This window comes from Solirubrobacter ginsenosidimutans (assembly GCF_027587205.1).
Window position 1 is genome coordinate 1 of sequence record NZ_JAPDOD010000029.1, and the last position, 17,988, is coordinate 17,988.

General features: G+C 72.5%; 17 protein-coding genes. 9 read left to right on the top strand and 8 right to left on the bottom strand.

What is annotated here, in order from left to right:
* A partial coding sequence (locus tag OM076_RS26760) for an FGGY family carbohydrate kinase (RefSeq protein WP_270043170.1) occupies window positions 1-1,031 on the bottom strand: 1,031 nt, incomplete at its 3' end.
* Window positions 1,032-1,080: 49 nt separating this feature from the next.
* On the opposite strand from OM076_RS26760, the gene OM076_RS26765 reads away from it, so the two are divergent.
* The 3 genes from OM076_RS26765 to OM076_RS26775 are packed head-to-tail and all read left to right on the top strand — an operon-like array spanning window position 1,081 to window position 3,247.
* Window positions 1,081-1,734 carry a hypothetical protein gene (locus OM076_RS26765; RefSeq protein ID WP_270043171.1) on the top strand — a complete coding sequence of 218 codons (654 nt, stop codon included), beginning with the start codon at window positions 1,081-1,083 and terminating at the stop codon, window positions 1,732-1,734.
* Window positions 1,734-2,069: a YciI family protein gene (locus tag OM076_RS26770; protein WP_270043172.1), complete on the top strand. Its 336-nt coding sequence runs from the start codon at window positions 1,734-1,736 to the stop codon at window positions 2,067-2,069. The genes OM076_RS26765 and OM076_RS26770 overlap by 1 nt, the downstream gene beginning before the upstream one ends.
* A 50-nt stretch (window positions 2,070-2,119) precedes the next feature.
* The gene (locus tag OM076_RS26775; protein WP_270043173.1) at window positions 2,120-3,247 is read left to right on the top strand and encodes an RNA polymerase sigma factor; all 1,128 of its coding nucleotides are present in this window, start codon (window positions 2,120-2,122) and stop codon (window positions 3,245-3,247) included.
* 1 nt (window position 3,248) lies between these two features.
* Here the strand turns inward: OM076_RS26775 and OM076_RS26780 are convergent, their stop codons facing one another.
* On the bottom strand, window positions 3,249-4,175 hold the full coding sequence (locus OM076_RS26780) for a 1-phosphofructokinase family hexose kinase (RefSeq protein WP_270043174.1): 927 nt from the start codon (window positions 4,173-4,175) through the stop codon (window positions 3,249-3,251).
* Window positions 4,172-5,143, bottom strand: coding sequence for a sigma factor-like helix-turn-helix DNA-binding protein (locus tag OM076_RS26785; RefSeq protein WP_270043175.1), 972 nt, complete (start codon window positions 5,141-5,143; stop codon window positions 4,172-4,174). Before OM076_RS26785 ends, OM076_RS26780 begins: the two co-directional genes overlap by 4 nt.
* A 22-nt stretch (window positions 5,144-5,165) precedes the next feature.
* On the opposite strand from OM076_RS26785, the gene OM076_RS26790 reads away from it, so the two are divergent.
* Window positions 5,166-5,492 (top strand): PaaI family thioesterase, encoded by a 327-nt coding sequence (locus OM076_RS26790; RefSeq protein ID WP_270043176.1) that lies wholly within the window; start codon window positions 5,166-5,168, stop codon window positions 5,490-5,492.
* Here the strand turns inward: OM076_RS26790 and OM076_RS26795 are convergent.
* Window positions 5,477-6,016, bottom strand: a complete 540-nt coding sequence (locus OM076_RS26795; RefSeq protein ID WP_270043177.1) for a DUF3105 domain-containing protein — start codon at window positions 6,014-6,016, stop codon at window positions 5,477-5,479. The genes OM076_RS26790 and OM076_RS26795 overlap by 16 nt on opposite strands.
* On the bottom strand, window positions 6,013-7,434 hold the full coding sequence (locus OM076_RS26800; RefSeq protein ID WP_270043178.1) for a WS/DGAT/MGAT family O-acyltransferase: 1,422 nt from the start codon (window positions 7,432-7,434) through the stop codon (window positions 6,013-6,015). The genes OM076_RS26795 and OM076_RS26800 overlap by 4 nt, the downstream gene beginning before the upstream one ends.
* Before the next feature lie 49 nt (window positions 7,435-7,483).
* Here OM076_RS26800 and OM076_RS26805 point away from each other — a divergent pair, with 49 nt between their 5' ends.
* The 3 genes from OM076_RS26805 to dinB all read left to right on the top strand — a co-directional run bounded on the left by OM076_RS26805 (window position 7,484) and on the right by dinB (window position 9,991).
* On the top strand, window positions 7,484-8,029 hold the full coding sequence (locus tag OM076_RS26805) for a sigma-70 family RNA polymerase sigma factor (protein ID WP_270043179.1): 546 nt from the start codon (window positions 7,484-7,486) through the stop codon (window positions 8,027-8,029).
* 211 nt (window positions 8,030-8,240) lie between these two features.
* Window positions 8,241-8,858, top strand: a complete 618-nt coding sequence (locus OM076_RS26810; protein ID WP_270043180.1) for a septal ring lytic transglycosylase RlpA family protein — start codon at window positions 8,241-8,243, stop codon at window positions 8,856-8,858.
* Between the two features lie 47 nt (window positions 8,859-8,905).
* Window positions 8,906-9,991, top strand: coding sequence for a DNA polymerase IV (gene dinB, locus OM076_RS26815; RefSeq protein WP_270043181.1), 1,086 nt, complete (start codon window positions 8,906-8,908; stop codon window positions 9,989-9,991).
* On the opposite strand, the gene trxA is transcribed toward dinB, so the two are convergent.
* Entirely contained in the window at window positions 9,988-10,725 is a 738-nt protein-coding gene (gene trxA, locus OM076_RS26820; protein ID WP_270043182.1) for a thioredoxin, read from the bottom strand. The two genes, dinB and trxA, sit on opposite strands and share 4 nt — an antisense overlap.
* A gap of 18 nt (window positions 10,726-10,743) precedes the next feature.
* On the opposite strand from trxA, the gene OM076_RS26825 reads away from it, so the two are divergent.
* The gene (locus OM076_RS26825) at window positions 10,744-11,568 is read left to right on the top strand and encodes an alpha/beta fold hydrolase (protein WP_270043183.1); all 825 of its coding nucleotides are present in this window, start codon (window positions 10,744-10,746) and stop codon (window positions 11,566-11,568) included.
* On the opposite strand, the gene OM076_RS26830 is transcribed toward OM076_RS26825, so the two are convergent.
* Together OM076_RS26830 and OM076_RS26835 are read right to left on the bottom strand one after the other, a co-directional pair.
* A complete protein-coding gene (locus OM076_RS26830) occupies window positions 11,531-12,682 on the bottom strand; it encodes an EAL domain-containing protein (RefSeq protein WP_270043184.1) in 1,152 nt (383 codons plus the stop codon). The genes OM076_RS26825 and OM076_RS26830 overlap by 38 nt on opposite strands.
* A 129-nt stretch (window positions 12,683-12,811) precedes the next feature.
* Entirely contained in the window at window positions 12,812-17,389 is a 4,578-nt protein-coding gene (locus OM076_RS26835) for a C1 family peptidase (RefSeq protein WP_270043185.1), read from the bottom strand.
* A 202-nt stretch (window positions 17,390-17,591) separates the two neighbouring features.
* Between OM076_RS26835 and OM076_RS26840 the strand changes: the two genes are divergently transcribed.
* Window positions 17,592-17,987, top strand: a complete 396-nt coding sequence (locus OM076_RS26840) for a DUF3052 domain-containing protein (protein ID WP_270043186.1) — start codon at window positions 17,592-17,594, stop codon at window positions 17,985-17,987.
* Window position 17,988 lies beyond the last annotated feature (1 nt).

Genomic DNA, 17,988 nt, shown 5'->3' on the forward strand with positions numbered 1-17,988 from the left:
CCGCCCGCGCCCGCACCGCCCGCGCCCGCACCGTTCGCGCCCGCGCCGCTCGCGCCCGCCTCTTCGCGCGCCGCCAACGTCTCGAGCGCCGCCCGCTCCAGCGCCGCGCGGTCTCCGCCCAGCCGGGTCACTTCGGCCTGGAGCTGCTCGCCCGACCAGAACGCGCCCTGCAGCACGAAGCGGTCCGGCAGCGCGTGGCGGCCGACGGTGAAGCCGTCGGCGACGGCGCGCCGGACCGTGTCGGGGTCCAATGGCGCGGTCGCGCGCAGGATCGCCTCGGCGGTGCCGCACGAGTCGAGCACGTCGCCCTCGCCGGCCGCGCCCGCTCCCACCGCGGCGGCCGCGTGGTCGTGGCCGCCGACGGCCAGCACCGCGCCGGAGAGCAGCGAAAGCAGGGTTTCTCGCGCTGTGCTCGCGAAAGTCGACGCTCGTTGCACGCGGCCCAGCGGCGTGCCCGCCGGGACGTGGGGCGGTGCCAAAGAGGGCGGTGCGCCGGCCCAGCACAGCGCCGGCGCCCACGCGCGGCCCGTGTGGAGGTCGTAGAAGCCGGTGCGCGAGGCCAGCGACGCCTCCGGGCGCACGTCGCCGCCGAGGCCGAGCACGATCCACTCGGCGACGTTGAACCAGCGCGTGCCGCGGGCCGCGTCGGGCCAGTTCCGGCGCATCCAGGCGTACTTGGCGAGCGTGCACATCGCGCTCGGCGGCTGGCCGGTGCGCGCCGAGAAATCCGGCAGCTCGGCAGCGATCTCCGCCGCTTCCTCCTCGCCGCGGGTGTCGTGCCAGGCGATCGACGGGACGACCGGCCGGAGCGCGTCGTCGGTCAGCACGCCGGTCTCGGCCATGCTCGCCACGCCGACGCCGACGACCCGCAGGTCCCCGAGCGCCGCCAGAGCCGCCGAGATCGCGGCGGCGAGCAGCTCGTCGGGGTCGAGCTCGGTGCCGCGCCAGGGCGTCGCCGCCCGGCCATGCGAGACCTCGGAACCCGTTGCGTCGACGACCGCCGCCTTGATGGCGGTGGTGCCGACGTCCAATCCGAGTAGCAACCTGTCGATTTCGCCGGCTCCCGTTTGTCGTAAGGGTATGAGCAAGCCATTCGAATTGCGCTGGGAGGGGGATCTGCCCGGCTCGCCGCTGCAGATCTGGGACGGGATCACCAAGCACGGGGCCGCGTGGATCTGGGACATCGACTACGAGCCGCGGGTCGGCGGGGCGGAGCGGGGACTGACCTCCAAAGGCGGCACCGTGACCGCCTGGGAGCCGCAGCGTCACTTCCGCACCGAGGCCCGCCGCGACGACGGCTGGCACAACGCCCTCGACTACACGCTGGACTGGACCCACCTCAGCTACGTCCACTCGACAGTGTTCGAGCCGCACGAATACGCGGTCCAGGCCGACGCGTGCATCCAGCACACCCGCTTCTACTACCACTCGCTCGGCGAGTATCTGCGGCACTTCGCGGGCCGCGCGCCGCACTATCTCGGGCTCGACGAGGTGCCCGGCTCGACCGCCGACGTCCTGCAGCGCCTCGGCGTCCCCGAGACCGCCGGACCCGGCGACCGGATCGCGCTCGGCACCATCGACTACCGCGACGGGACGATGGTGGGCATCCGCACCGAGACCGAGCTCGTGCGCGTCTACGGACGCGAGCCCTGGGGCTGGCCGGTCGGCGTCGGCGTGCACGCCTTCGACGGCGCGCCCGACGAGCGCGCCTGGCGTGAGAAGGTGGCGGCCTGATGCCTCAGTACGCGATCCTCATCTTCGAAGCCACGCCGGCGGCCGAGCTGCCGCCGGAGATCCTCGAGGCCCACGGCGCCGTGGACCGCGAGATGGTCGCCCGCGGCGGGAAGCTCCTCGCCGGCATGGCGCTGGACACCGACGACACGGCGACGTCGATCCGCGGCGACCTGCTGACCGACGGCCCATTCATCGAGACCAAGGAGGGCCTCGCGGGCGTGACGGTCATCGAAGCCCGCGACCTCGACCACGCCCTCGAGCTGGCGAAGCTCGTCCCGATCGTCGTGGGCGGGGTGGAGGTGCGACCGCTGATCGGCTTCCAGGTGCTCGACTGACCGCGATCGAACAAGCGGTCGCCGACGCGCATCGTCGCGAGTGGGCCTACGTGCTCGCGGCGACGGTGCGCGTCACGCGCGACCTCGACGCCGCCGAGGACGCGGTCCAGGACGCCTACGTGTCGGCGCTGCGCGCGTGGACGCGCGAGGGCGTGCCGGACAATCCCGGCGCGTGGCTGACGACCACCGCCCGCCGGACCGCGCTCAACGCCCTGACCCGCCGCCGCACGCTCCAGGCCAAGCTCCCACTACTGCTCGAGCCGGACGTGCCGCCGCCCGCGGAGAACGCCACGATCGGTGACGACCGCCTGCGGCTGATCTTCACGTGCTGTCACCCGGCGCTCGCCCGCGAGGCGCAGGTGGCGCTCACGCTGCGGCTCGTCTGCGGCGTCACGACGGCCGAGATCGCCCACGCGTTCCTGGTCGGCGAGCCGACGATGGCGGCGCGACTCACCCGCGCCAAGAAGAAGATCGCCGCGGCGGGAATCCCGTACGTCGTGCCGGACGACCTCGCGCCGCGGCTGGACACGGTCCTCGCCGTCGTGCACCTGCTCGCCACGACGGGCCACACCGCACCGTCGGGGGAGCACCTCGCCCGCACGGACCTCGCCGAGCGCGCGCTCGACCTCGCTCGGATGCTCCACGCGCTGCTGCCGAACGAGCGCGAGGCGGCGGGTCTGCTCGCGCTGCTCCTGCTGGTGCGGGCACGCGCGGCGACCCGCGGCGACGTCCTGGAGGACCAGGACCGCTCGCGCTGGGACCCGGCGCTGATCGCCGAGGCGGACGCGCTGATCGTCGCCGCGCTGAAGGCCGGCCCGCCCGGGCGCTTCACGCTCCAGGCCGCGATCGCGGGCGTGCACGCCGCGGCGCCGGCCTACGAGGACACCGACTGGCCGCAGCTCCTGACGCTCTACGACGTGCTCCTGCGCGTGTGGCCGTCCCCCGTGGTCGCCCTCAACCGCGCGGTCGTGCTCGCCGAGACCGACGGTCCCGAACCCGCGCTGGCCGCGCTCGACGCGATCGACGGCCTCAGCAGCTACCGCTACCTCTGGTCGACCAAGGCCGACCTCCTCCGCCGGCTCGGCCGCCACGAGGAAGCCGCCGACGCCTACCGCGAGGCCCTGCGCCTCACCGACAACGCCGCCGAGCGCGCCTTCCTCGAAGCCCGACTCGGCTGACTCAGCGCAGCAGCGCGCGCATGCGGGCCGGGTCGAAGCGACCCGCGACCGGGTGCTCGACGGCCGCCGACGCCGCGGCCACGCCCTCGCGGACCGCTTCCACGAGGGCGACGCCGCGTTCCAGCGCCGCCGCCAGGGCCGCGGTCAGCACGTCGCCCGCGCCGATCGGGTTGACGACGTGCACGCGGGGCGCTTCGATCCACACCGGCTCGCCGTCCCACGCCACCGCGGCACCCGCCGCCGCGGCGGTCACCACGGCCGCTTCGGCGCCGCGGCGCACGAGCTCAAGCGCCGCCCGCTCCGCCCGCGGCCGCGCGTCGGGGGCGGCGTCGACCGCCTCGTCCACCCGCCCGAACAGCACGCCCTCCGCCTCGCCGAGGTTCGGGACGACGACGTCGGGATATGCGCTCAAGCAGGCCGCCAACGCGCCGCCCGCGGCATCGACGACCGAGCGCCGGCCCGCATCGCGCGCCCGCGCGACCAACAGGCCGTAGCCGTCCTCCGGCGCGCCGGGCGGGAGCGAGCCTGAGCAGACCAGGACGCCGTGGTCGGCGAGGTCGTCGTCGACCACGGCCTCCAAAGCGACCCACCCGTCGCGCTCCAGGAACGGCCCGGGCTCGTTCAACACGGTCGCGCGCCCACCCGGCTCGAGCACGATCGCGGTCGAACGGATCTCGCCCGCCACGTCGATCCCCTGCAGCGTGATGCCTTCCTCGGCGATCATCGCCGCCGCCGCGCGGCCCGTGTAGCCCGGGATGAACCCGACGAGCGAGGCCGGCGCGCGCAGCAGCAGCGCCGCCCGCGCGACGTTCAACCCCTTCCCGCCCGGCGTGACGGCGACGTCCGAGACCCGCAACACCTCACCCGGGCGCAGCTCAGCGATCCGCGAGGTGCGGTCGATCGTCAGGTTTGGCCCGGCGATGATCACCCAGTCGACGCGTGCGGCAGATCGCCGCTGAGGATGACCTTGCCCGGCTCCTTGGCGTTCTTGCCGTCGAGCGTGACCACGATCGTGTCGTAGTCCGCGAACCACTGCGGGAACTTGTCGACGTCGGCGTTGCTCGGGCCGGCGGACGTCAGCTCGCCCTTCGTACCCACCGGATCCTTGACGTCGCCCAGCAGCTGCGCCCCGCCCGCGTTCTTGCGGAACCACAGCGAGTACGTCTCGCCGGCCGCGTTCGGGGCGACGTTGGTGGCCGCGATCGCGAAGCGCACCGTGCCGTCATTGGCCTCGAAGAGCCGCATCAGCCCGACGGCCTGCGAGCCGGCGGGCCCCTTGAGCAGGATGTCGTTGGCCGAGGAGGCGGTGGCGGTGGGCGGCGCGGTGGCGGTGGCGGTCGCGACGGGCTCGTCGGAGACCGCCGGCGGGTTGTCATCGTCGCGGGTGAAGACGAAGACCAGCACCGCGGCGATGAGCACGACGGCGGCGCCGATCAGGATCGCCCCTCCGAGGCGAGAGGAGGACCCGCCCCCGTCCGCAACCGGCTCGGCCGTGCGATCGGTCCCGTTGACCCGCGGCGGCTCCTCGTCGGGCGCGGTCGGCAACAACGGCACGTTCTCGCCGCCCGGGGCCGCGCGCAGTGGCTCGGCCACCGTCGCCGCCCACGTCTGCGCGGCCGGATCGGTCAGGAGCAGTGCGCGCGTGCGCGCCCCGTGCGCCTCAGACTGCTGCCCGAGCAACCAGTCGACGATCTCGCCCGCCCGCGCCGGCGCCGCCAGATCGGGGGCGAGGCCGCAGACGCCGGTGCGCGCGCGAGCGCGGATCGTCTCCTCGGGCATTCCGAGCAGCTCGGCCAGCTCGCCGTACGAGCGGCCCTGACGCAGGACCAGCTCCACGGCGGCGCGCTGGTCCGGCGCCAGCCGCTCGAATGCGGTTGCGCTGCTGCGCGACGACATCTTCCGGCCTAGGCTAGTGGAAGTGGCGGGATTGCTCGGCATACATCTGATCGCGGCGACCGAGGACGAGGTGCGCGCGAGCGTGCCCGTGACCGATTCGCTCTGCCAGCCGCTCGGGCTCGTCCACGGCGGCGTCTACGCGACGCTCGCCGACGCGCTCACCGCGAGCCACGGGCGCACCGTCTCCAACCAGACGAGCTTCCTGCGCCCGATCACGCAAGGGACCATCCACGCGACCGCCCGCCGTCGCCACAACGGCCGCACGACCGCGGTGTGGGAGGTCGACATCACCGACGACGAAGGCCGGCTCTGCGCCCTCGTGCGCACGACGGTCTACCCGGTGTCGTAGCCCGGGGCCTGACCCAGCCAGGCGTCCGCGAAGTCGCGCAGCTTTGGGTCGTCTGGCCCTGAGGCGATCAGGCGGCGCCGCCAGGCGAGTGCCTGGGTGCCCGCGCCCGGCCGCCGCGCGAGGATGACCGCCTGGCCCGCGCCGGACAGGAAGGGGTCGAACGGGCCGCCTTGCACGTCGCGCTGCAGCGCCACGAGCGCCGCCGGCGGCTTGGCCTCCTCGTACGTGATGATCACGTTGCCTGACTGCAGCGCGTCGAGAATCTGGTCGTCGCTGAGCTCAGTCTGGTCCTTGAGGACGTGCGCTTCGCGATGCTTGCCGGACGTCGGCGGCCGGTCGGCGGGCGAGGCGGGCGTTGCCGGCCCGGTGTTGACCCGCCCCGAGCCGTGGTCGGGCTCCAACGTACCGGGCCCGGCGGCCTCGTTGACCTGGCTGGAATCGCGCGAGGTGAGCACCGTGATCAGCCCGACGCACGCGGCGAGCGCGACGACCACGGTGCCGGCGACGATCAGGACGCGCTTCACGCGCGGGCCGGCGTCCGGCGCCGGCGGCGGGCGGGCGGGCCGAGGCCCGCCGCGCCGGCGAGCTCGGCGATCGCCGCGTCCACATCGGCGGCCAGCGCGTCGATGTCCGCCAGCGCGTCGTAGTCGCCGAGCAGCCCGAAGAAGATGTGCCCGTCGTAGGACATGATCGCGATCCCGAGCGCGGTGTTGAGGACCAGCGGGACCTTCGGGTAGAAGGCCTCCAGCCGGCGCCCCATCAGATACAGCGGCACCTGCGGACCCGGGACGTTGGTCACGGTGAGGTTGAAGAAGCGCTGGCGCGACTGCAGCCGCGCGGCCTGGTCGAGCACGGTGGGAGCGGCGGCGTCGGCGAGGCGGGTGATCGCCTGTGCGCCGACGGCCTGGCCGGACTCCTTCAACCCCTTCATCGCGCCGTGGACGAAGCGGAAGCGGTCCGCCGGGTTCTCGAGCCCCACGGGCAGCGGCGCGTACATCGCCGCGACCTGGTTGCCGAGCGCGCCGCGGTCGGCGTCGGCGCGAACCGAGATCGGCACCATCGCCTTCAGCTCAAGCCCCTCCGGGTCGCGCCCGTGGCGGAACAGATGCGCGCGCAGGGCGCCGGTGACGACCGTCAGGACGACGTCGTTGATCGTCCCGCCCAGCGCGTCCTTGATCGCCTTGAAGGTCGCCAGGTCGGCCGCGGCCCACGCGAACCGCCGGTGCGGGCCGATGCGCACGTTGAGCGGGCTCGGCGGCGCGCCGGAGAGCCCCGCGGCGGCCATCGCGGCCAGGCCGGCGACGGAGCGGCCCGCATCGACCCCCGCGCGGTCGGGATGCTCGAGGATCCCGCGCAGGAAGCCGAAGGGCGCTTTCGCGCGCTCCGCCACCGCGGACGCCAGCAGCTCGGCCCGCCCCGGGAGTGGCCGCGCGGCCCACGGCGGCGGCTCGTCCCGCTCCGGCGGGCTCGGATCGAGGTCGAAGAGCACCGTCATGATGTCCACGCCCGAGATCCCGTCCACCAGCGCGTGGTGGGTCTTGCAGATCAGCGCGAAGCGGTCGCCGGCGACCTCGTCGACGAGCCAGATCTCCCACAGCGGCTTCTCGCGGTCCAGTTGCTGCGAGAACACCCGCCCCGCCAGGGCCCGCAGCTCCTCCTCGCCCGCGGGCGCGGGGAGCGCGGTGTGGCGCACGTGGTAGCCCGCGTTGAAGTGCGGATCGTCCACCCACAGCGGCCGCGACGCACCGAGCGGTGGGAACGCGAGGCGCTGCCGGTAGCGCGGCACGAGGTGCAGGCCGCCGGCGATGCGGGCGACGAAGTCGTCGTAGTCCGGCGCGGGCCCTTCGAAGAGCAGGACGGAGCCCACGTGCATGTGTGCGCCGTCCTTCTCGAGGGCAAGGAAGGAGGCGTCCAGGCCGGTCAGCCGGTCGGGGTTCGACATCGGGCTCAGATTCTCTCACCTCGCCGATGTTTGAGAAACCTTCAACAGGGTGTATAACGCGGTTGTGGCTGTTGATCTGCGTGACCCTCAAACCTTCCGGTGCGCGTTCGATGAACACCACCGCGCCGTCTACACCGCGGCCTTCCGGATCGTCAATGACGCGTCGCAGGCCCAGGACATCGTCCAGGACGTGTTCCTGCGTCTCTGGCGCCGCCCCGGCTCGTTCGACGCCTCGCGCGGTGACCTCGGCACCTACCTGCGGCTGCTCGGGCGCTCGCGCGCGCTCGACGTATGGCGGGAGGGCCAGGTCCGCGGCCGCGCCGCGGACCGATTGAAGGTCGTGACCGGCTCCGAGGAGCCCCGGGTCGAGGATCACCCCGGCATCCTGGCCGAGCGCGACCACGACCGTGCCGAGGTCCGCGAGGCCCTCAGCAGGCTTCCTGAAGCGCAGCGCGAGGCGATCGTCCTCGCCTATTGGGGTGGTCTCACCGCTGATCAGATCGCCAGCCGCGCACACGTTCCGCTCGGAACTGCTAAGAGCCGGATCCGGCTCGGTTTGGCTCGCCTGCGGGAAGAATTCCCCGTCGCGGTGTAGAACCCGACGATCGTCGGGTCTTTGCGCTGACATCCGCGGGCGCTGGTAGCCTCGAACCTTCGTTCGGTCAAGCCGAGCCGCGAGTGCACGAGGTGCTCGCGGGTGGGGGATCCCTAGAAGTGCAAGCGCCCTCTGGAGAGAGGGGACGCGCGGGGATCGCTGTGACGCCCTGTAGGCAGACCTGGCCGGACGCGGAAATACAGGAGGATCGATGTCGCGATCCACGCTGCGCCGCGCTCTGCGCGCCGGCGCACTGTGCCTCACGGCTACGACCGCTGCGGCCGTCATCCCGGCCGCTGCCGACGCGAAGGTCGGCGTCAGCACCAAGCGCTTGAACATCCAGACCGGCAGCCGCGTGACCGTCAAGGGTCACGTCGATGCCCCGGGTGTAGCCAAACTGCAGGTCCAGCGGCGTGGCCGCTGGGTGACCCTCGACCGTGATCGCACCAACCGCTCCGGGCGTTTTGTCCTGCGCAAGCGGATCCGCGGCGCGATGAGCTCGCGTGCTCGTCTGCGCCTCAGCACCGGCGAGACCCGATTGCTCGGGCGCATGAACGTCTACCGCTCGGCGCTCGCGTCGTGGTACGGCCCAGGCCTGTTCGGCAACAAGCTGGGCTGCGGCGGAACGCTGCAGGCCGGCTCGGTGGGCGTGGCCAACAAGTCGCTGCCGTGCGGCACGAAGGTCACGTTCCGCCACAACGGGCGCGTCCTGCGCGTCCCGGTGATCGACCGCGGCCCCTATGTGGGTGGGCGCGAGTACGACCTCACCGCGGCGACCGCCCACAAGCTGGGCTTCAGTGGCCACGGGCCGATCCAGGTCACGAAGTAGCCCGATACGAACGTACGTGCGTCCGGAGCCACCCCTAATCTCAACGGGTGGCTCCGAAGCGCGTCATCGCCCACCTCGACTGCGACGCCTTCTACGCCACGGTCGAGCTGATCCGGCGCCCTGAGCTCAAGGGCAAGCCGGTGATCGTCGCCGGCTCCGGGCCGCGCTCGGTCGTCACCACCGCGTCCTACGAGGCGCGCAAGTTCGGCGTCGGCTCCGCGATGCCCGCCTCACAGGCGCGGCGGCTGTGCCCGACGGCGATCGTCATCCCGCCCGACTTCACCGCCTACCGCGAGAAGTCGCGCGAGGTGTGGGAGCTCGTGCGCGCCAAGCTCGACCGCCTGCAATCGATGGGGCTGGATGAGGCCTACGCGGACCTCACAGGCGTCGAGAAGCCCCTGCGCGTCCTGCGCGAGCTGATCGACGACGTCCACAAGCGCACCGGCATCCAGATCTCGGCCGGCGTCGGCCCCAACCGGCTGATCGCCAAGTGCTGCTCGGACCTCGGCAAGCCCGCCGGCTTCGTCGCGATGGGCCGCGAGGAGGCGTGCATCCGCTTCGCCACCGCACCCACGCGCCGTCTGCCCGGGATCGGGCCGAAGACCGCCGAGCGCCTGGCCGAGCTGGGCTACTCGACCGTCGCCCAGTTGCAAGAGGCCGACGAGAGCCAGCTCGCGGCCCGCTTCGGCGATCGAACCGCCCGCTACCTGAAGGCACGCGCGACCTTCCACGACGACTCGCCGGTCGAGACCGAGGGCGGCCCGGCCAAGTCCGTCTCCACCGAGCGCACCTTCGACGAGGACGTCGCCTCCACCGAGGAGCTCGAGACGATCCTGCGGACCTTGTCCAAGGAGCTCTGCGAGGGTCTGCAGGGCAAGTCCCGCCAGGGCCGCACCGTCGCGATCAAGGTTCGCCTCGCCGACTGGACGACGGTCACCCGCGCTCGCACGCTCCCGGACGCCACCAACGACACCGGGCTCGTCACCGAGACCGCGCTCGAGCTGCTGCGCGCCTACGCGCCCACCCAACCGGTGCGCCTGCTGGGCGTCCGGCTCGCGGCCTTCGACGACCTCGAGCCCGACAAACCACCGGCGCCCGCCGCGCCGGTGGGCCAACTGGCGTTCTCGCTCTAGTAGAGGGCTGAAGCGAGCTTCCGGCGCGCGTCACGCGCCAGGGGATCGGCCGGGCCGAGCTCGTCCAACACGCCCACGACGACCTTGCGCAACTCGTCCTTGCGCTCCGCGTCACCCGCGGCGATGGCCTCGATCAGCGCGTCGAGCGCCTTCTCGGTCTCACCCGCGTCGAGCGCGTCGAACGCCGCGAGCAGCGATGGGTCATCCGAGAGCCGCAGCCGTGTCGCGAGGCCGTCGGCCGCGAACGAGCTGGGCACGTTCGCCAGGAGCTCCAGCGCGCCTTCGCGGTCACCCGCGGCGGCGAGCGAGCGCGCCAGCGGGATCGCGGCGTCGGCGCGGCCCGGTTCGAGCTCCAGCGCGCGGCGCAGGTTGTCGTCCCCGCCCTCGGCGACGAGCGCGTCGGCCAGGGAGGGCACGATCCCGTCCAGGAACTGCTCGACCTGAGCCGGCGGCAGCGCGCCGATGAACTCGTCGACGACCTTGCCGTCCTTGAAGGCCTTCACGGCCGGGATCGACTGGATCGCGAAGGCCTGGGAAAGGCGCGGATTGGCGTCGGTGTCGACCTTGACGAGATCGACCTGGCCGTCGCGCTTGGCCACGGCCTTCTCGATCACGGGCCCGAGCGAGCGGCAGGGACCGCACCACTCGGCCCAGAAGTCGACGACCACGGGCTGCTCGAAGGAGCGCTGGATGACGTCGCGCTCAAAGGTCTCTTCAGTGGCGTCGATGGGCACAATGCGAGGATAGACCGCATGGAATTTCGGACCGATGCGGACGGTGTGACCCTCTCCGGCGAGGAGGCGGGGCAGGGAAGCCCGGTCGTGCTGCTGCACGGGCTGACCGCGACCCGGCGCTATGTGGTGATGGGCTCGCGGGCGCTGGAGCGCTCCGGCCACCGCGTCATCGCCTACGACGCCCGCGCCCACGGGCAGTCCGCTCCGGCCCGCGACCCCAAGGACTACGGCTACGAGCGTCTCGCCCAGGACCTCGAAGCGATCCTCGACGACCGCGGCATCGACCGCGCTGTGCTGGCCGGGGCCTCGATGGGCGCGCACACCCTGATCAAGTTCGCGCTCGACCACCCCGAGCGCGTCGCCGGCCTCGTCGTCATGACGCCCGCGTACGACCCCGAGGACCGCCGCCCCGACGCGATGGACCGCTGGGACCGCCTGTCCGACGGCCTGCGCAACGGCGGCGTCGAGGGCTTCGTCGCGGCCTACGGCACGCCGGACGTCCCCGAGAAGTGGCTGGAGACGATCGACCGCGTCCTGCACCAGCGGCTCGCCGCCCACGAGCACCCGGACGCGCTCGCCGACGCCCTGAAGGCGGTCCCGCGCTCGCGCCCCTTCGAGGACTGGAGCGAGCTGCACGCGATCGACGCCCCGACGGTGATCGTCGCCAGCCGCGACGAGGTCGATCCCGAGCACCCGTACGTCACCGGCGAGCGCTACGCGGCCGAGATCCCGGGCGCCACGCTGGTCTCCGAGGAGGAAGGCACCTCGCCGCTCGCGTGGCAGGGCGCCCAGGTGTCCAAGGTGATCAGCGAGGTGGCGGAAGCTGCGGCAACCGCGCCATGAGCAGCAGCGCGCACTCGACGACCAGCTCGCGGTCGTAGGACGTCGCGAACAGCCACTCGTCCGCTTCGCGCCGCGCCACGAAGCACACGCCGAAGCCGGGCCCGAGCGCGACCTCGGTCCACGTGTCCTCCAGGGCGCCCGGATCGAGCACGCCCACGAACCCCAGCGACTCGCGCAGCGCGTCGTAGCGCGTGGCCGTCGCGTGGACGGCGTCGGGCGCGGCGAGCAGCATCCCGGTCGGCCCGAGCGCGGACGCCTGGGCCGAGAGCATCGCGGCCGCCCGCTCGGCGAGGTCCAGCGGCCCGCGCGTCGGCCGTTTCCAGTTCGTCACCCGCTGGTACGGCAGCGGACCGGAGGGATCGCCGCCTGACCCGGCGAGCCGCAACGGACGCCCGGGCTTCGGCAGCGGGTTCGGGAGCGGGCCCGGCTCGCCGAGCATGAACCCCTGCCCGAGCGTCGCGCCCGCGGCGCGCGCCATCTCCAGCTGCGCCTCGGAGTCGATCCCCTCGGCGAGCACCGTCGCGTGGCGCCGCTCGGCCTCGGCGCCGACGGCGGTCACGACGCGCGCGACGTCCAGCGGGTCCCGCTCGCCCAGCAGCCGCAGGTCGAGCTTGATCACGTCGGGATAGAGGAGCGGCATCGTCGCCAGCGACCGTGAATCGCCGCCGACGTCGTCGAGCGAGACGCCCCAGCCGCGCGTCCGCAGCCGCGTCAAAGTGCGCAGGACCGCCTCCGGGCGCTCCGTCAAAGCACTCTCGGTGATCTCCATGATCAGCGTGGCGCCGCCGCTGGGGAGGTCCGGCAGGTCGATCTCCAGGGCGCCGGCATCGGCGTTGAGGAAGAGCGCGAACGGTGCTCCGAGGCCCGCGGCGCCCGCTTCGCGCAGCGCCGCCGAGCGGCACTCGCGGTCGACCTCGCTCAGCCGCCCCTCCTCGCGCGCGCGGGCGAACAACTCCTCCGGAGACGAGCCGTCGCGCGGGCGGGCGAGGGCCTCGTACCCGACGACGCATCCGTCCCTGAGATCGAAGATGGGCTGGAACGCTGCGACCACCGCTCCATCATCCACCTCGCGGACAGCCGAGCGAGACCCCGTCGGGCTGCTCACGTTGTGCATTCAAGCTCATCTGTGCCGAAAGATCGGGCAGACCTTTGGGCCAAGAACGACGAAGGCCCCCGCGGCGCGCCGCGGGGGCCTTTGCATATGGTCGGTGTCCGCGGCGCCAATCAGCGCGCCGCGGCGAACCTACTTGCCGACCTTGGCGACGACCACGCGGACGCGCTCGCCCGCGTCGACGGCGACCTTCAGCTTCGCCGTCTTGTGACCGAGCGTGACCGGCTTGGTGCACGGCTGCCAGTCGCTGCCGGCCGGAGCCGTCGGGCAGGCCCAGGCGCGGTAGCGGCCCGTCAGGCCCGCCGCCGGATTGACCGTGACCGTCGCCTGGCCGCCGTTCTTCGGCACGCTGGCCGTCGTCTTGGCCAGGACCTTGCCGCTGGCGTTCTTCAGCGACGTGGGGGAGGCGGCCGCCAGCACGGTGCCGGTGGTGGCCGACTTGACCGGGCCGAGGATGGCCGCGGCGTAGACCTGGGTGGTCCCGCCGGGGCCGACGCCCGTGACCGACGCCTTGATCTTGGCGCCCGCGTCACCCGTCACCAGGGTGTAGGTGCGGGTCGTGCCGCTCTGCAGCGAGGTGCAGGTGGTGGTGCAGCGCCAGAACGTCGTCGTGACCGTCTCCGACGTGCCGGCCCAGGTGCCGGTGGTGGCGGTGACCGTCTGGCCGACCGTCGCCGTGCCGCTGAGAACCGGGATCGGGCTGGCCGCCGGCGGCGCCGGCTTGACCTTGGCGGTGGCCGCGGACGTCGCCGTGACGGCGGCGTCCGGGTTGGTCGCGGTCACGCTGACCTTCAGCGTGGAGTCCACGTCGGCGGTGACCGGCTTGTACGTCGCCGCGACCGCACCCGCGATCGCCGCGCAGTTGTCGCTGGCGGCGTCGCAGCGCTGCCAGGCGTAGGCGTACGTCGTGTCGGCGGACGTCGTCCACGTGCCCTTGGTCGCCGTCATCGCGACGCCGACGACGCCGGTGCCCGTGATGGCGGGCAGGACGCTGTTGACCGGGTCGACGTTCTCGACGACGGCCGTCGCGGCCGACGTCGTGGAGCCGAGGCCCGTCGTGTTCGTGCCGTCCTGGCGGACCTTGATCGTGGAGCCCTCATCGGCCTTCACGAGCGTGTACGTGGCCGCCTTGGCGTTCGCGATGTCGACGCAGTTGTCGCCACCGGAGTCGCAGCGCTTCCACTGGTAGGCGAACGTCGTCGGGTAGTTGTTCCAGGTGCCCGGGACGGCCTTGAGCACCTGCTGGCGCTTGGTCGTGCCGGTGATGGTGAGCGCGGTCGCCGCGGAGGGCAGCGGCAGCGCGGCGATGGCGTCGGACGCCTCGGACTCGGCGGTCGCGGTCCGGCCCGGGGAGGTGGCGGCGACCGCGACGACGAGGGTCTTGCCGGTGTCGGCGACGACCGGGGTGTACGTCTTGGCGGTGGCGCCGGCGATGTTGACGCACGCGCTGCCGTCGGCCGCACAGCGCTTCCACTGATAACCGGTCTTGGTCAGCGGGACGCTCCATGTGCCCTCGCTGGCGGTCAGCACGTTCTTGACCATCGCGGTGCCGGTGATCGCCGGCACGGCCGAGTTGGTCAGCGCGCGGCCCGTGAGGACGTCGGTGACCGCGGAGGCCGCCGTGGTGGCGACCGCCTGGGTGTTGGTCGCGGTGACGCGCACGGCGATCCGCATGGCGACGTCGGCGGCGACCGTCGTGTACGTGGCGTTCGTGGCGGCGGCGATGGCGACGCAGCCGGCGGCGGCGGCGTTCGCCGCGGCGGCCGGGCAGCGGACCCACTGGTACTTGTAGGTGTGGGTCAGGTCGCCCGCCGAGGCCCAGGTGCCGGTGCTCGCCGAGAGCGACGAAGCGTCGGTCAGCGTGCCCGTGACCTCCGGGGCCACCGTGTTGGCGGGGGTGGAGAGGACCGGGCCGATCTCCTTGGAGTAGCCGGCGGCGGAGCCGTCCGTGTTGGTCGCGGTGACCTTGGAGCGGACCTTCGCGCCCGCGTCGGCGTTGGTGAGCGTGTAGGTGGCCGCGGTCGCGCCGGAGATGTCGGCGAAGCCGGAGCCGCTGTCGCGCTGCCACTGGTACGCGTACGTCGAGCCCGCGGGGGTCCACGTGCCCGTGGTGGTCGTGACGTTCAGGCCGGTCTTCAGCGTGCCGGAGGCGGCCGGGGCCGCGGTCTGGACCGGGAGGGCCGTGGTGACCGTCGCGGTCGCGGCCGAGTTGGCCGAGACGACGGCGTCGACGTTGGTCGCGGTGATCTTGACGCGGATGGTGGCGCCGAGATCGTCGCTGGTGAGCAGGTACGTGGCGGCCTTGGCGTTCGTGATGTCCTCGAAGCCGTCGCCCGTGTCGCGCTGCCACTGGTAGGCGTAGGTGTTGCCCGCGCCCGTCCACGTACCGACGCCCGCGGTCAGGGTCTTGGTGCGCTGCGTGACGCCTGCGACGGTCGGGAGGACCGTGTTGACCGGCTTGGCGTCGGCGACCTCGGCGGTCGCGACGGAGTTGGCGGAGGTGGCCCCGTCCGGGTTGGTCGCGGTGACCTTGACGCGCAGGGTGTTGCCCGTGTCGGCCGGGACGAGGAGGTAGCTGGACTTCGTGGCGCCGGTGATGTCGGCGAAGCCGGAGCCCTCGTCACGCTGCCACTGGTACGTGTAGGCGTTGCCCGGGCCGCTCCAGGTGCCGGCCGTGGTGGTCAGCGTGTTGGCGCGCTTGGCGACGCCGCCGATGACCGGCACGGCGGTGTTGGCCGGCATCGCCTTGGCGATCGGGCCGACTTCCTCCGACGGCGCCGTGGCGGTGCCGTCGACGTTGGTGGCCGTGACGTTGACGCGGATCTTCGCGCCCTCGTCGGCGAGCGCCAGCGTGTAGGTGACGGCGGTCGCGCCGGTGATGTTGGCGTAGCCCGAGCCGGCGTCCTTCTGCCACTGGTACTTATACGTGTTGCCGACGCCGGCCCACACGCCGGGGGCGGCCGTCAGCACGCTCGCGCGGGCCGCGGTGCCGGTCGGCGCCGGGACGGACGTGTTGACCGGCAGCGCCTTGGCGACGGTGTCCGTCGCGTCAGAGCTGGCGGTGGCGGTGCCGTCGACGTTGGTGGCGGTGACGTTGACGCGGAGCTTGGCGCCCTCGTCGGCGAGGGCCACGGCGTAGGTGGCGGCGGTCGCGCCCGTGATGTTGGCGAAGCCGGAGCCGGCGTCCTTCTGCCACTGGTACTTGTAGGTGTTGCCGGCGGCCGACCAGGTGCCGGTCGCGGCGGTCAGGATCGAGCCGCGGGCGGCCGTGCCCGTGACGGGCGGGGCGACGGAGTTCACCGGCGGGGCGGTGACGACCGTGTCGGTCGCGTTGGAGGCGGTGGCGACGCTGGAGCCGATGGCGTTCTTGGCCGTGACCATGACGCGCACCTTGCCGCCGACGTCGGCCGTGGCGACCGTGTAGGTCGCGGCCGTCGCGCCGGCGATGGCGACGTAGCCCGTGCCCTTGTCGCGCTGCCAGGCGTACGTGTAGGACGTGGGTGTATCGGTCCAGTTGCCCGTCGTGGTCGTCAGGACCTGGCCGCGGGCGGCCGTGCCGGTGACCGCGGGGGCCATCGTGGAGGTCGGGGCGACCGGCTTGATCGGCCCGACGGCGAGGGAGGTGCCGGTGACGGAGCCGTCCGCGTTGGACGCGGTGACCTTGACGCGCACCTTGAACGTGACGTCGGCCTGGGCCGCGACGTACGTGGAGTTCGTGGCGTCGTCGATGTCGGCGAAGCCCGAGCCCGTGTCGCGCTGCCACTGGTAGTCGAAGTCGGTCGGCGAGGCCGTGTAGCGGCCCGTGGACGCGGTCAGCGTCGCGCCACGGTTGACGACGCCGGTGATGGCCGGGTCGGCGAGCAGCTTCGGCTGCGGGTCGGGATCGACCATGGCGCCGACGGCGCGCGCTTCGACGACGTACTTGTTGACGAACGCCCAGCCGAGCGTCGCCCAACCGGCGTCGCCCCAGCCCGTGCCCCACTGGTTCTCGATGCGAAGGCCGGTCGCGTCATAGCCGAGGGCCGTGACGGCGTGGTAGCCCATGTTGGAGCCCGAGATGGCCGTGTAGAGGCCGTGGTTGGTCGTGTTGACGCTGTAGAAGTTCTGGTAGACCGGCATGGCGATGACGACGGGCTTGCCGTCGGCCAACGCCGCCTTGATCGAGTCCTGCGAGACCGTGCCCGAGTTGGGCGTGATCGTCAGGTTGTCGTAGCTCGTCAGCTTCCACTGCTGCGCGTTGGCCTTCTGCAGCGCGGTCGGCTGAGTCGCGAAGTTGTAGTTGCCCTGCGTGTAGTCCGACTGGACGTCCACGCCTTGGGTCTTGGCGATGTCCATGTGGGACGGCAGCGTCGTGCCGACGTTCTTGCCGCCCGTGGCCTGCGAGTAGGTGAACATCGGGGCGAGCGCGCCGCCGGCGATGCCCTGCTTGTTCATCCAGTAGCCCATCGCGCTGTAGTCGACGGCCCAGGCCGCGCAGGAGTTGACCTGGCCCTGGTCGCCCACCGGCATCGCGAAGGCTGTCAAGTCGACGCTGGCCGGAAGATCGACTGCACCCGCCTCGACGGCGTCCAGCGCCTTGGCCGAGGGGGCCGGCTGCGGAGTGACGATCAGACCAAGCCCATGCTCAGCATCCGCGCCCGCTGGGGTGACCGGAGCGACCGGCGAATCGAACGCCGGCGCGCTTGCCGGCAGGACGCCGACGACCAGCATCACGAGCAGGGCTAGGAGCCCTGTTCGTGCCTTCCCATTGGTTCGCCATCCATGGCGTGTCATCCGTGACCGATTCCTTTGTTTCGCGGAGTGCTTAGCTCACTCACTCATCGGCCGTGCAAACCCGTTCTTGTGTCGGCTAGACGCTTGTACGGGTCGGGCGGTCCGGGGCTCAACGGCAAACGACGTAGGATCGGCCCCGATGAGCGCCGGCTATAGCGGCACGCCGCTGCCCAAGAAGCTCGGGATCAAGCCCGAGAGCCGGGTCCTGCTGCTCAACGCGCCCGCGGATTTCGCGCTCGAGGGCGTCGCGGTCGTGCGCCGGGCGACCGGGCTCGCGGACGTGATCCTCTCCTTCCACACCGAGCGCCGCGACCTCGAGCGGCGGATCCCGGTGCTGCGGCAGCGGCTGGAGCAGAACGGGCGGCTCTGGATCGCGTGGCCGAAGAAGACCTCCAAGCTCCCCACCGACATCACCGAGAACGTCGTCCGCGAGATCGCCCTGGCCAACGCGCTGGTCGACAACAAGGTCGCGGCGATCTCGGAGATCTGGAGCGGGTTGCAATTGGTAATCAGGGTCAAGGACCGACTACCTTGAC

Bases quoted from the DNA above. Each gene is read 5' to 3' on its own strand.
- OM076_RS26765 (WP_270043171.1), top strand. From the start codon at position 1,081: ATGAGCAAGCCATTCGAATTGCGCTGGGAGGGGGATCTGCCCGGCTCG.
- OM076_RS26770 (WP_270043172.1), top strand. From the start codon at position 1,734: ATGCCTCAGTACGCGATCCTCATCTTCGAAGCCACGCCGGCGGCCGAG.
- OM076_RS26785 (WP_270043175.1), bottom strand. From the start codon at position 5,143: ATGTCGTCGCGCAGCAGCGCAACCGCATTCGAGCGGCTGGCGCCGGAC.
- OM076_RS26800 (WP_270043178.1), bottom strand. From the start codon at position 7,434: ATGTCGAACCCCGACCGGCTGACCGGCCTGGACGCCTCCTTCCTTGCC.
- OM076_RS26810 (WP_270043180.1), top strand. From the start codon at position 8,241: ATGTCGCGATCCACGCTGCGCCGCGCTCTGCGCGCCGGCGCACTGTGC.
- OM076_RS26825 (WP_270043183.1), top strand. From the start codon at position 10,744: ATGGAATTTCGGACCGATGCGGACGGTGTGACCCTCTCCGGCGAGGAG.
- OM076_RS26830 (WP_270043184.1), bottom strand. From the start codon at position 12,682: ATGCACAACGTGAGCAGCCCGACGGGGTCTCGCTCGGCTGTCCGCGAG.
- OM076_RS26835 (WP_270043185.1), bottom strand. From the start codon at position 17,389: ATGCTGGTCGTCGGCGTCCTGCCGGCAAGCGCGCCGGCGTTCGATTCG.
- OM076_RS26840 (WP_270043186.1), top strand. From the start codon at position 17,592: ATGAGCGCCGGCTATAGCGGCACGCCGCTGCCCAAGAAGCTCGGGATC.